General features: G+C 66.9%; 13 protein-coding genes. 3 read left to right on the top strand and 10 right to left on the bottom strand.

What is annotated here, in order from left to right; all coding sequences use genetic code 11:
- The 7 genes from prcB to AL755_RS11790 all read right to left on the bottom strand — a co-directional run bounded on the left by prcB (position 1) and on the right by AL755_RS11790 (position 7,730).
- Complete coding sequence (prcB, locus tag AL755_RS11820) at positions 1 to 822, bottom strand: proteasome subunit beta (RefSeq protein WP_054011174.1); 822 nt, start codon at positions 820 to 822, stop codon at positions 1 to 3.
- A gap of 6 nt (positions 823 to 828) precedes the next feature.
- Positions 829 to 1,035 carry a ubiquitin-like protein Pup gene (locus tag AL755_RS11815; RefSeq protein WP_054011173.1) on the bottom strand — a complete coding sequence of 69 codons (207 nt, stop codon included), beginning with the start codon at positions 1,033 to 1,035 and terminating at the stop codon, positions 829 to 831.
- Between the two features lie 133 nt (positions 1,036 to 1,168).
- Entirely contained in the window at positions 1,169 to 2,746 is a 1,578-nt protein-coding gene (gene dop / locus AL755_RS11810) for a depupylase/deamidase Dop (RefSeq protein WP_054013025.1), read from the bottom strand.
- A gap of 14 nt (positions 2,747 to 2,760) precedes the next feature.
- On the bottom strand, positions 2,761 to 4,449 hold the full coding sequence (arc, locus tag AL755_RS11805) for a proteasome ATPase (protein WP_445290515.1): 1,689 nt from the start codon (positions 4,447 to 4,449) through the stop codon (positions 2,761 to 2,763).
- 221 nt (positions 4,450 to 4,670) lie between these two features.
- Positions 4,671 to 5,738, bottom strand: a complete 1,068-nt coding sequence (locus AL755_RS11800; protein WP_054011171.1) for a tRNA (adenine-N1)-methyltransferase — start codon at positions 5,736 to 5,738, stop codon at positions 4,671 to 4,673.
- An 88-nt stretch (positions 5,739 to 5,826) separates the two neighbouring features.
- Complete coding sequence (locus AL755_RS11795) at positions 5,827 to 6,984, bottom strand: site-2 protease family protein (protein WP_054011170.1); 1,158 nt, start codon at positions 6,982 to 6,984, stop codon at positions 5,827 to 5,829.
- Positions 6,981 to 7,730 (bottom strand): HAD family hydrolase, encoded by a 750-nt coding sequence (locus AL755_RS11790; protein WP_082369194.1) that lies wholly within the window; start codon positions 7,728 to 7,730, stop codon positions 6,981 to 6,983. Before AL755_RS11790 ends, AL755_RS11795 begins: the two co-directional genes overlap by 4 nt.
- A 98-nt stretch (positions 7,731 to 7,828) precedes the next feature.
- Between AL755_RS11790 and AL755_RS11785 the strand changes: the two genes are divergently transcribed.
- A complete protein-coding gene (locus AL755_RS11785; protein ID WP_054011169.1) occupies positions 7,829 to 8,719 on the top strand; it encodes a PAC2 family protein in 891 nt (296 codons plus the stop codon).
- 72 nt (positions 8,720 to 8,791) lie between these two features.
- Here the strand turns inward: AL755_RS11785 and mshC are convergent, their stop codons facing one another.
- Both mshC and AL755_RS11775 read right to left on the bottom strand, forming a co-directional pair.
- Positions 8,792 to 10,078: a cysteine--1-D-myo-inosityl 2-amino-2-deoxy-alpha-D-glucopyranoside ligase gene (gene mshC, locus AL755_RS11780; protein ID WP_054011168.1), complete on the bottom strand. Its 1,287-nt coding sequence runs from the start codon at positions 10,076 to 10,078 to the stop codon at positions 8,792 to 8,794.
- A gap of 86 nt (positions 10,079 to 10,164) precedes the next feature.
- Positions 10,165 to 11,001, bottom strand: a complete 837-nt coding sequence (locus tag AL755_RS11775; protein ID WP_054011167.1) for an undecaprenyl-diphosphate phosphatase — start codon at positions 10,999 to 11,001, stop codon at positions 10,165 to 10,167.
- Positions 11,002 to 11,098: 97 nt separating this feature from the next.
- Here AL755_RS11775 and AL755_RS11770 point away from each other — a divergent pair, with 97 nt between their 5' ends.
- Positions 11,099 to 12,028 (top strand): aldo/keto reductase, encoded by a 930-nt coding sequence (locus AL755_RS11770; protein ID WP_054011166.1) that lies wholly within the window; start codon positions 11,099 to 11,101, stop codon positions 12,026 to 12,028.
- 47 nt (positions 12,029 to 12,075) lie between these two features.
- On the opposite strand, the gene AL755_RS11765 is transcribed toward AL755_RS11770, so the two are convergent.
- A complete protein-coding gene (locus AL755_RS11765) occupies positions 12,076 to 12,336 on the bottom strand; it encodes a hypothetical protein (RefSeq protein ID WP_054011165.1) in 261 nt (86 codons plus the stop codon).
- A 111-nt stretch (positions 12,337 to 12,447) separates the two neighbouring features.
- Here AL755_RS11765 and AL755_RS11760 point away from each other — a divergent pair, with 111 nt between their 5' ends.
- A complete protein-coding gene (locus AL755_RS11760; RefSeq protein ID WP_054011164.1) occupies positions 12,448 to 12,687 on the top strand; it encodes a DUF5703 family protein in 240 nt (79 codons plus the stop codon).
- The last annotated feature ends 1 nt before the right edge of the window (position 12,688 follow it).

The following is a 12,688-nucleotide window of genomic DNA, read 5'->3' as shown; positions in this document are numbered from 1 at the left end:
CTAGGCCTCCCTTCCTTCGATGGTGCGGCGGGCCACGATGTCGGCCACGGTCGCGGCGAGCCTGTCGGCGGAAACCCGGTGGGCGCCGTCGTCGTTGACCACGTAGACAACCGGCCAGACCTTCCGGACCAGGTCGGGGCCGCCCGTGGCGGAATCGTCGTCGGACGCGTCCACGAGGGCCTCTACGGCGACCGTCACGGCGTCGTCCTCCGCCAGGCCCGGACGCCACAACTTCTTCAGTGCGCCGCGGGCGAACACCGAGCCGGAACCGACGCTGTGATGTTCGAGTTCCTCATACCGCCCGCCGGTGACGTCGTAGGAAAACAGCCGGCCGGCGGAAGTGCCGGCCTCCACGCCCGCAAACAGCGGCACCACGGACAGGCCCTGCAGCGCCATGGGCAGGTTGGCCCGAATCATGGCGCCGAGCCGGTTGGCCTTGCCCTCGAGGCTGAGCAGCGTGCCCTCAATTTTCTCGTAATGCTCCAGTTCCACCTGGAAGAGCCGCACGATGTCCACGGCAATCCCCGCCGTCCCGGCAATGCCGAGCACCGAGTACCGATCGGCCGGGAACACCTTTTCAATGTGCCGGTTGGCAATCATGGAGCCCATGGTGGCGCGCCTGTCCCCCGCCATCAACACCCCGCCCTCGTAACAGAGCGCCACGATGGTGGTCCCGTGCGGGGTGGGAGGCAGCTCCCCCGCGGGCAGGGAGCGGCCAAAAGGCAACAGCGCCGGGTTGCTGTGGGTCACGAAGTCAAGGAACGACGACGTCGCTCCCGCGACTACGCCCGACGGCAGGGCATCCCTCTGCGCGGCGTCCATGGCGGGTTACTGTCCGCCCTTTTGGACGAATCCGCGCACGAACTCCTCGGCGTTGGATTCCAGCACGCCGTCAATCTCATCCAGCAGGTCATCGACACCGGACGTTGCGGCCTGCGCCGAGCCGGAATCGGGGGCAGGTGTGGGCGTCGGGGCCTCATCCACCACTTCCTCCTCGGTGCGGGAGGAGACGTTCTTTTGTTCCTGCGATGCCATGATGCTTCCTTTCGACGCTCCGCGTCGCCGCGGATCGGGTTGCTTCGTCAAGTCCATCCTGCCACGGCCGCGCACGCTTTGCCCCTTGTGCGGGGCAACGTGTTGGGGCTCGTCCGGGACGGTGCGCGAACGCCTAGTGTGCGCCCGCGAGGAGCCGGCCCAGGAAGGTGCCGGCGTCGGGGCTGGAGTCAAAAAGCTCGCCCGTGAGCGCCTTCGTGCCGCGCAGCGGTTCCTTCGTGGGGACGCGTTGGAGCCGGCGCTGGTTGGGCAGTTCAAAGATGACCGAGTCCCAGCTGGCGCCGACCACGTTGGCGCCGAACCGCTGGATGCATTTGCCGCGGAAGTAGGCACGCGTATCCGCCGGGGGCTGGACGGCCGCATGCGCGATGGACTCGTCGCTGACGAGCCGTTCCATGCGGCCGCGCTGCAGGAGCTTGTAGTAGAGGCCCTTTTCGGGGCGGATGTCGGACCATTGCAGGTCGATCAGCGCAAGCCGGGGATCGGACCACTTCATGGCGTCGCGGGTGCGGTATTGCTGGAGCAGGCTCAGCTTCGCCACCCATTCCACCTGCGTGGCCAGGCTCATGGGGTCGCTGCCCAGGGCCGTGAGCACGGATTCCCAGCGGGCCAGGACGGCGGCCGTCTGCCCGTCCCCGGTCAGGGGGTCGGCGGAACCGTTGGCGGCGGCATGCGCCTTGGCGGCATCCAGGTAGCGCCGCTGGACGTCAAGGGCGCTGATGCTGGTGCCGTCGGCCAGCAAGTGGGTTTTGTGCAGCTGCCAGTCGTGGCTGACCGATTTCAGCGTGGCCACGGGGTCTGCGAAGCGCAGCTGCGGGGCCGTGCCGTGCTCAATCATGTCCAGTACCAGGGCCGTGGTGCCGAACTTGAGGTAGTTGGAGACCTGGCTGAGGTTGGCGTCGCCGATGATGACGTGCAGGCGCCGGTACTTTTCCGACACGGCGTGCGGTTCGTCGCGGGTGTTGATGATGGGGCGGCGGATGGTGGTTTCCAGGCCCACCTCGGCCTCGAAGAAGTCGGCGCGCTGGCTGATCTGGAAACCGGTGCCGGAGCCGTCCTGGCCGCGGCCCACCCGGCCGGCCCCGCAGATGAGCTGGCGGGTCACGAAGAACGCCGTCAGCCCGGCCACGATGCTGTTGAACGGCACGTTGCGGGGCATCAGGTAGTTTTCGTGGCTGCCGTAGGAGACGGCCTTGTTGTCGGTGTTGTTCTTGTACAGGTTGATGCCGGGCAGCCCCGGCGTGGCCGCGATCCGGCGGACGGCCGCCAGGGCCACGAGGTCGCCGGCGGCATCCCAGCGCACGGCGTCGAGCGGGTTGGTCACCTCCGGGGAGGAATATTCGGGGTGGGCGTGGTCCACGTAGAGCCGCGCCCCGTTGCCCAGCACCATGTTCATCATCAGCGGCCCGGTCTCTTCAGGGGTTTCCCCGCCCTCAAGGGCGATTTGGGCCGCCGTGAGCTCCGGTTCGACGTCGGTGAGCTGCGACGGGTGGGCCTCGTTGCGGGGCGTCACCCAGCCGCGGGCGTCGGCCAGCGGGTCCTCGTCCGTGTAGTCCCAGCGGGTCTCCCCGCCGGCGGCCGCACGGTGTCCGGTTTCCAGCGAATACGCGTGCACCACCTGGGTGGAGAGCCAGGTGGCGTTGAACGTGTTCACGCCGGGGGTGTGGATGCCGTATTCGGTTTCGGCGCCCATGACCCGCACAACGCTCACAGGTATTGTCCCGTGTTGGTCAGCGTTTCCAGGGTCTTGCCGGGAACCTGGCCCTCCTTGCTCTGGACGATCGTGCGGATGTACGTGATGCGTTCACCCTTCTTGCCGGAGATCCGTGCCCAGTCGTCGGGGTTGGTCGTGTTGGGCATGTCCTCGTGTTCGCGGAATTCGTCCACGACGGCGCGGAGCATGTGCTCGATCCGGATCCCTTTTTCCCCGCTCATCAGCAGGTCCTTGATGGCGTACTTCTTGGCCCGGTCCACCACGTTCTGGATCACGGCGCCGGAGTTGAAGTCCTTGAAGTACAGCATCTCGGTGTCGCCGTTGGCGTAGGTGACCTCCAGGTACTCGTTGGACTTGTCCGTGGCGTACATGGCCTCCACGGTGCGGTGGATCATGGCGTCGACGGTTTCCTGCAGGCTGCCGTTGTTGGCCTCGACGTCGAAGTGGTGGAACGGCAGTTCGGTGGTGACGTACTTGGCGAAGATGTCGGCGGAGGCCTCCGCGTCGGGGCGTTCGATCTTGACTTTCACATCCAGCCGGCCGGGGCGCAGGATGGCGGGGTCGATCATGTCCTCCCGGTTGGAGGCGCCAATGACGATCACGTTGTCGAGCCGTTCGACGCCGTCGATCTCGCTGAGCAGCTGCGGCACGATCGTCGTCTCCACGTCGGAGGAAATGCCCGTGCCGCGGGTGCGGAACAGTGAGTCCATCTCATCGAAGAAGACGACGACGGCGCTGCCGTCCGCCGCTTTTTCCCGCGCCCGGGCGAAAATGAGCCGGATCTGGCGTTCGGTTTCCCCGACGTACTTGTCGAGGAGCTCCGGGCCCTTGATGTTCAGGAAGTAGCTCTTTTGGTCCTTGACGCCGGAGCGTTCGGCGGCGCGCTTGGCCAGCGAGTTGGCCACCGCCTTGGCGATGAGGGTCTTGCCGCAGCCGGGAGGGCCGTACAGCAGGATGCCCTTGGGCGCCTTCAGGCCGTGCTCCCGGTACAGGTCCGGGTGCAGGAACGGCAGTTCCACGGCGTCGCGGATTTGTTCGATCTGGCTTGTCAGCCCGCCGATGTCGGAGTAGGAGATGTCCGGCACTTCCTCCAGGATCAGGTTTTCCACCTCGGAGCGCGGAATCTTCTCCAATGCGTAGGCGGTCTTGCCGTCCACGGTCAGGGCGTCGCCGACACGCAGCCCGCCCTCCTGGAGGGCGCCGGAAAGCCGCACGACGCGTTCCTCGTCCGCCCGGCCGGTGACCAGGGCGCGGTCGGTGCCGAGCAGTTCCTTGACGGTGACGAGCTCGCCGACGCGCTCGAAACCCAGGCCGGCGATGATCGTGAACGCCTCGTTGAGCAGGACCTCCTGGCCCACGCGCAGCTGGTGCATCGGCACGAGGGGGCTCAGGCCCACCCGCATCTTCCGGCCGGAGGCGTAGATGTCGACGCTCTCCTCCGTGACCGCGACGCCGGAGCCCGAGGCTGCCGCGTGCCCGGCGGTGCGCGGGTTCAGCGCCATGACGGTGCCAAAGCCGTAGGGCGGCTGGCCGTCATTTTCCAGGGCGGAGCGCAGCTTGAGGATTTCGGCCTTGGCGCCCTGCAGCATGGTGACGAGCTTGGTGTTGTTCTGCGTGGCGGAGGAAAGCTGCCGGTCAAGGTTGCGCGCCTTGTCGCGGAGCACGTTGAGCTGGCGTTCCAGTACTGCCTGCTGGCCGGGGCCGGCAGCGTAGGAGGCCGAAAACGTTGGCGGTTCCGGGACGTTGCCCGGTCCGGGGCCCTCCCCGGGCAGCTGGCCGGGGAGGTTGCTGGTGGCGTCGCTCATGGTGCTCTTGTCCTTCCGCAAGGAACCGGCGATGGTGCGGCCCGCGAGGGTCGCACCATCGTCACTTACTGCCGTGTGGCACGGTTCTTACAATGACCTTACTGGTCGGTGTCGCCGTCCGCGTCGTCGGAGGCAATGTTTTTGCTCTTGGTGCGCTTGGTCTGCACGGTGGAGGCGGCGTCGCGGGCGGCCCGGCGCAGCTTCCGGTCGGAGACGGCACGCTCCCCCACGGCTTCCGGGGTCCAGGCGCTGAGGTCCTCGTCGCTGAACTCGGCCTTGGCCTTCTTCTTCAGGTTCAGCCCGGTCACGCCGTCGGCGAGCCGGCGGGTCACCATGAGGAAGCCGGTGTGGGCCACCATGCGGTGGTCCGGGCGCACGGCCAGGCCCTCCAGGTGCCAGCCGCGCACCATGGATTCCCAGGCGTCGGGTTCGGTGAAGCGGCCGTCGGCGCGGATGGCCTCGGCGGTGCGGGAGAGCTGGGTGACGGTGGCCACGTAGTTGATCCAGACGCCGCCGGGGGCCAGCACCGTGGCAACGGCGTCGAGGCATTCCCAGGGGGCCAGCATGTCCAGGACCACGCGGTCAACGCTGCCGGGGGCCTCCTGGGCCACCACCTGGTCCTGGAAATCGCCCAGGGAGATCTTCCAGGCCGGGTGCGGGCCGCCAAAAATGGTTTCGACGTTGCCGCGGGCGATGTCGGCGAACTCCTCGCGACGTTCAAAGGAGTGCAGGTAGCCGTTGTCGCCAACGGCGCGCAGCAGCGAGATGGACAGGGCGCCGGAGCCCACGCCGGCTTCGACGACCCGTGCGCCCGGGTAGATGTCGCCCATCGTGATGATCTGGCCGGCGTCCTTGGGGTAGACGACGGCGGCACCGCGCGGCATGGACAGCACGAAGTCGGAGAGCAGCGGGCGCAGGGCCTGGTACTGCTGGCCCACGTTGCTTTCGACCATGCAGCCCTCGGACTGGCCGATCAGGGAATCGTGATTGAGGAAGCCCTTGTGCGTGTGGTAGGCGGTGCCGGGGGTCAGGGTGATGGTGTTCATCCGGCCGCGCTCATCCGTCAGCTGCACACGCTCGCCGGCGCGGAACGGCCCGCGCCGGGACGAGGCACCGTGCGGTTCCGTGGATCCTTCTTGCGGCGTGGTGTTGATGGTCTGGCTCATGCGTGGGTGTCCTATCGGGCGGGTTCGTGCGTGAAAACTTATACTGTGGGCGCCGCGGGTGCAAACCGTTGGCAGTGGATGGCAGAGATTATTTTCCGGTGATGGCCGCAACAACCTTGGCCTGGCTGAGCAGGCCGGTGACGCGTCCTTGCGGATCAACCACCACATACTCGGTGTCGGGCAGCTTGGAAAGGTACTCCACGAAGTCGGGCCCGGACGCCGTGTCCGGTACGTACGCGCCGGCGGAAAGGGTGCGGGCGACGGCGTTGGCCGGGGTGTGGGCGGCGGCGTGGGGCGGAACGTTGGCCAGGGCGTGTTCGTCGACCACCGCGGTGGGACGGCCGTCGGGGGCGCACAGCACAATGGCCTCGGACGGGTAGCGGGCGCGCAGGGACCACAGTTGGGCCACGCTGCACTCGACGGAGGCGCTGACGGCCGGTGCGGCCAGCGAGGCGGCCGAGATCCCCGGCAGGCGCAGGCGGATCCCGGCGCCCCGGATGGAAGCCGAGGCGCCCATCCACAGGAAGCCGGCCAGCAGGATGAAGATGAAGGTGGTGCTCAGGCTGGGCTGATTGCCCTGCAGGTAGGGCACCACGAGTGCGCCAATCACGATCAGGACCACGATGACCCGGCCGGCCCAGCCTGCGGCGACGGTGCCCTTTTCCTGGCTGCCGGTGGCCTTCCACACGATGGACTCCACGAGACGCCCGCCGTCGAGCGGTGAACCCGGCAGCACGTTGAACACGCCGATCAGCAGGTTGGCCCAGATGAAAATCTGGGTCAGCAAATAGCCCATGGCCGCGACCAGGGTCATGGACGGCCCGTCGGGCAGGGCCAGAAGCACCAGGTAGCCGAGGCCGGCCAGCACGAAGTTGGCCAGCGGGCCGGCAAAGGCCACCACCAGGGCGCGGCCGGGGGTTGCCTTGGTGAAGTCGAACTCGGTGTGGCCGCCCCACAGGTTCAACACGATCTTGTGGGTGGTCCAGCCGTACATCTTCGCCGTCAACGCATGGGCCAGCTCGTGGATGAAGACCGAGAACAGCAGCAGCAGGGCGTAGGCGAAGGCCACCAGGTAGGCGCCGGCGCCCAGGCCGGAGTAACTCGACTGGAGCTGCGGACCAAAGATCAGCACCGTGATGGCGGCAATCAGGAACCACGAGTTGGCGAGGATGATCGGAGTGCCGCGCACCGAGCCCAGGACGAACCCTTCGCGCCGGGTCCGGGCCTGCGGGGCGGTGCCGCTCATGTCCGTGCCCCCACGGAAGCTGCGCGGCCGGCGACAACGGCTGCGACGTCGTCGTACGTCTTGCCGGCAAGGGTGTCCCACGTGGTGCGGGCCGGGTCATCCGCCAGCGCCACCACATGCGGGATGGCGATCGTGGCCACGCCGGCGGCCATGGCGGAGGCAACCCCGGGGGCCGAGTCCTCGAGTGCCACGCAGTGGGCGGCGGTCAGCTCGGGATCGGCCGCGCGCAGGAGCTCAATGGCATTCAGGTACGGTTCCGGGTGGGGTTTGCCGTTGACCACCGAATCGCCCGTGACAAGGAATTCCATGTACTGCGCGGGCAGCGCGTTGACCACTTCCTGGGCCAGCGGGCGCTCGCTCATGGTGACAAGCACGCAGCGCACGCCGCGGCCGTGCAGTTCGGCCAGCAGTTCCCGGGCGCCGGGCCGCCACGGCAGGGCGGCCCGGATACCTTCGATGACCTTGGTGGAGAGGTGGTCCACGATCTCGCGCACCTCAAGCTTCACGCCGGCGTCCTGGAGGACCTTGGCCGAGGTTTCCAGCGCGTTACCCACCAGGGTCTTGGCCATTTCCGCATCCCAGTGCCCGCCGTGGGCGCGCACCAACTCAATTTCCGCTGCGATCCAGTACGGTTCGGTGTCCACAAGGGTGCCGTCCATGTCCCACAAGGCGGCCTTGAGGGCAGGTGACGCATCGGCGGAGGCAACGGAAATTGTTGGCTGGGCGGAGCCCGTCGGTAAATGCATGCAATCAGTCTACGTGGGTTACCGTCGGGTATTTTTTTCCGCCAAAGTCTTGGGTGATTTGCGGTGGCACAAATCCGTCCGCGTCGTAGGCTGGTGCCGTGAGCAGTGACAATGAGGTGCCGGCACAAGAATTTCGCCGCCTGCTGGAGCCGGCGGCCGGAGACGAGCGCGTCACCGTGCTGATGGCCGCCTTTGAGGGCTGGAACGACGCCGGTGAGGCCGCCAGTGATGCGCTGAAGTACCTGCACCATTTATGGGGTGCCAAACGGGTCGCCGTGATTGAGCCGGACGAGTACTACGATTTCCAGTTCACCCGGCCGGAGGTCCACCAGACGGCCGCCGGCACCCGGAAGATCAAATGGCCCGTGACGAAGATTGCCAAGGCCACGATCCCCGGCACCGCCATCGACGTCATCTTTGTGCACGGCATTGAACCGTCCTACCGCTGGCGCGCCTACACGGCTGAATTGCTGGCCAAGGCCGCAGCCCTCAATGTGAACTATGTGCTGCTAGTGGGTGCACTGCTTGCCGACGTGCCCCATTCGCGGCCCATCCCCGTCACCGCGACCTGTGACGACGCCGAGTTGCGCGAACGGTTTGAGTTGGAAGCCTCGGAGTACGAGGGCCCCATCGGGATCGTGGGCGTACTGAACGAACTTGCCCTGCTGGCGGGGCTGCCCACCATTTCCCTGTGGGCGGCGGTGCCGCACTATGTGGCTCAGGCCCCGTCCCCCAAGGCCGAGCTGGCGTTGCTGAACAAGGTGGAGGACTTCCTGCAGGTGGCGTTGCCCACCGCCGAACTGCTCGATGACGCCCAGGCGTGGGAGCGCGGCGTCAACGACCTTGCCGCCGGGGACCCGGAGATTGCCGCCTATGTGCGCCAGCTGGAGGAGGCGAAGGACACCGAAGACCTCCCCGAAGCCACCGGGGAGTCCATCGCCAAGGAATTTGAGCGCTATCTGCGCCGCCGCGGCAAGGACCAGCCCTAGGAACATCCTGCGGGCATGGCTGTGCCCCGGCGGGTTTCCGCCGGGGCACGCTTGTTGCCAGGGGCCTCTCTCCTAAAGTGCTACGCCCAGCAGTGCCTCGATGGCGTCGGAGACCAGGGCGGCGTCGCGTTCACAACCGTCGGCTGCGGGTGCCGCTGCCGCGGTTGCGGCCCAGGCGTCGACGGCGGCCAGGGCGCGGGGGGCGTCGAGGTCTGCGGCCAGGGCCGCACGGAGCTCGGCCATCAGTTCGGGGGCGGAGCCTTCCGGCGTCTGGGGCAGGGCGGCCCGCCAGGCGGCCAGCTGTGCCTGGGCGTTTTCCAGCAGGGCGTCGGTCCAGAACCAGTCGGAACGGTAGTGGTTGGCCAGGATGGCCAGGCGGATGGCCGAGGGGTCGACTCCTTCGGCGCGCAGCTTGGACACCAGCACCAGGTTGCCCAGGGACTTGCTCATCTTTTCGCCGTCGAGGCCCACCATGCCCGTGTGGGCGTAGTGCTGGGCCATGGGCACGTGGCTGAGGGCGAAGGCGTGGCCGGCGCCCATCTCGTGGTGCGGGAAGATCAAGTCGGAGCCGCCGCCTTGGACGGTGAAGGGCTCGGGCAGGAAACGCTGGGCAATGACCGTACATTCGATGTGCCAGCCGGGGCGCCCCTCCCCCAGCGACGCGCCGTCCCAGTGGGGTTCGCCGTCGCGGGCCACGCGCCACAGCAGGGCGTCGAGCGGGTTCCGCTTGCCGGACCGCTGCGGGTCGCCGCCACGTTCGGCAAAGATGGGCAGCATTTCCTCCGGGCTCAGGCCGGAGACCTGGCCGAGCCACCAGGGCCCGTCGATGCCGTCCTGGCTGCTCGCCGAGGCGGCGTCCACCGAGAAGTAGACGTCGCCGTCGGGACCGCCCTCGCTGCCGGGGACCGTGTAGGCGACGCCCGCCGCCACGAGGGCCTCGATCTGGGGCACGATCCACTCGATGGCCTCCACGGCCCCGATGTAGTTGTCGGGTGCCAGCACGTTCAGCGCTTCCATATCCTCGTGGAAGAGCGCCGTCTGCTCGGCGGCCAGCTCACGCCAGTCGACGCCGTCGCGGGTTGCACGCTCCAGGAGGGGGTCGTCCACGTCCGTCACATTCTGCACATAACTGACGGTGCGCCCGGCGTCGCGCCAGGTACGGTTCAGCAGGTCGAACGCCACGTAGGTGGCGGCGTGGCCCATGTGCGTGGCGTCGTAGGGGGTGATCCCGCAGACGTACAGGCTGGCCGTGTCACCGGCGGGAAGGGCCGTGACACGGTTTGCCGTGGTTTCATGCAGGAAAAGCGCGGGCATTTCGCCGGGCAGCTCGGGGACGGGGCGGGACTTCCAAGTTTTCACAGAGCTAAGCGTAACGTCCGAGGGGCCACAAGCGAGCGAAGCGAGCCTGGGGAGGACGTTTCGCGGTAACGCGCTTGACGTAGGTGTTACGCGGTGATGACGCCGAGGCCGAGCAGGATGAACAGCACCAGGCCCAGGGCGATCCTGTACCAAACAAAGGGACGGAAGCTCTTGGTGGAGATGAACTTCAGGAACCAGCCGATGATGAGATATCCCACAACGAAGGCGATGACCGTTGCCAGGGCGATCTGGCCGATGCCGAACGGGCCCTGGGCGCCTTCGTGCTTGGCGAAGACCTTGTACAGCTCGTACAGGCCGCTGGAGAAGACTGCGGGGATGGCCAGCAGGAATGAATACCGGGCGGCCGATTCGCGGGTGTACCCCATGAGCAGGCCGGCCGTGATGGTGCCGCCGGAGCGTGAAACGCCCGGAATGAGCGCCAGCGCCTGGGCGAAACCGTAGATGATGCCGTCCCTGACGGTGAGGTCCTTGATTTCGCGTTCCTGCCGGGCCACGGCGTCGGCGAAGGCCAGGATCAGGCCAAAGACAATCAAGGTCGTCGCCACTATCCACAGGTTGCGCAGGGTCGATTCGATTTGGTTCTGGAAGACCACGCCGAGCACGGCGATCGGGATGGTGCCGACGATGACCAGCCAGCCCATCCGGGCGTCGGGGTCGCTGCGCGGCACCTTGCCGCGCAGGGAACCGAACCAGGCCTTGATGATGCGCACGATGTCGCGCCAAAAGAAGACGACGACGGCCGCCTCCGTGCCAAGCTGGCTCACGGCCGTGAAGGCCGCGCCGGGGTCGGCGCCCGTTGGCAGGAACTTCCCGACAATAAATAGATGGGCGCTGGAGGAAATGGGGAGGAATTCCGTCAAGCCTTGGATGAGGCCCAGGAAGGCCGCTTCAAACCAGTTCACGGCACTTAGCCTAGAGCATGCGCGGCGCCCCGGGGTGCGGCCGCGCCGGACCGCGCGTCGCAAAAACGGCCCCCGGATTCCCCGTAAGCTTGCGTGCATGGAACAACGATTCGTGGGCACCAGCGGACTACGGGTTTCCGCACTGGGCCTGGGCACCATGACCTGGGGCAAGGAAACCGACGCGGACACTGCCAAGGACCTATTGCGCAGCTTTGTCGACGCCGGCGGCACCACCCTTGATACGGCCGTGAGCTATGTCGAGGGGCGCAGCGAGGCAATCCTGGGTGAACTTTTGGGGGATGTGGTGCCGCGCAGCGACGTGGTCCTGGTATCCAAGGCCGGCGTCAGCCACCGCAATGGCAAACGGATGGTCGACACGTCCCGCCGCGCCATGCTGGCAAGCCTTGACGCCTCCCTGGCCCGGCTGGGCACGGACCACCTGGATTTGTGGCTGGCCCATATTTGGGACGAGAACGTGCCGCTGGAGGAAACCCTTAGCGCCCTGGACCTTGCCGTATCCACGGGGCGGGTGCGCTACGCAGGGGTGTCCAACTACAGCGGCTGGCAGCTGGCACGCGCCGCAACCTTGTCCGACACGGCCCTTGTGGCGAACCAGGTGGAGTATTCCCTGCTTGCCCGGGGCGCCGAACGCGAAATCCTGCCGGCGGCCGAACACGTGGGCACCGGGGTCATGTGCTGGGCACCCCTGGGGCGCGGAGTGCTCACGGGAAAATACCGGGGACAGATTCCCACCGACTCCCGTGGAGCCAGCGAAACCATGGGCTCCTATGTGGAACCGTATTTGTCGGGCCGACCCAGCCGGATCACCGAGGCGCTCATGACGGCCGCCCAGGGGCTGGGGCGTACACCGTTGGATGTGGCTCTGGCCTGGGTCCTCGACCAGCATTTGGTGGCCGGCGCCGTGGTGGGGCCGCGAACCAGCGAACAGTTGAAGGAAATCCTCGCGTCATCCCTGGAGCCGTTGCCCGAACAAATCGGAACGGTGCTGGACGAAGTCTCCTGCTGAGGCCCCCGGCAGGGATGCCCAGTAGGGACTCCCAATAGGGATTGCAGCTAGTCGTCGATCGGTTCCAGGTCGTCGTCGACGTCCTGCTCCTCGGCGTCGGCATCTTCCTCGCCGTAAATGACCAGCGGCGTCACCTCGTCAAAGGCGTCGAACAGGGCTTCCTCGTACACCTCGAAGGCGTCGATGATGCCCAGGAAGGTTGCTTCGACAATCGGGTCTTCTTCGCCGCGTCGTGCCGAGGCAGCCACAAGGTGTTCTTCAAGGGCTGTCGTCAGGGCAGTTAGTGCCGCGCGGGGATCAATGCTCATGACTTTGACGGTACCAGTGTGTCAGCCAACATGAAAGACCTTTCCACGGCCCGTGAGGGTAGCTTTAATGGTGGGAGCAAGTTCAGCCCACCAGCGGCAGAATGGACGGACATGAAGGAAACCCTGCACGCCGTGCGCCAAGGTTCGGGAGCCCCCGGACGGCAGTACGAATATCTCATTTTGACCGTCCGGCCCGACGAATCGGTGCCGGTCGCCTACCAGCGTTTGCGCGAGCACGCGGAGTACGGGAAATGGGAATTGGAGCGCAGCCGCCTCTATATGGGTGGCGGGCGCCAGTACTGGATGCGGCGTCGCGTTTTGCGGGTGGAACGGACGCTGGACGTCTTCTAGG

This window comes from Arthrobacter sp. ERGS1:01, from assembly GCF_001281315.1.
Taxonomy (GTDB): domain Bacteria; phylum Actinomycetota; class Actinomycetes; order Actinomycetales; family Micrococcaceae; genus Specibacter.
This window is presented reverse-complemented; position numbering and strand designations above follow the sequence as displayed.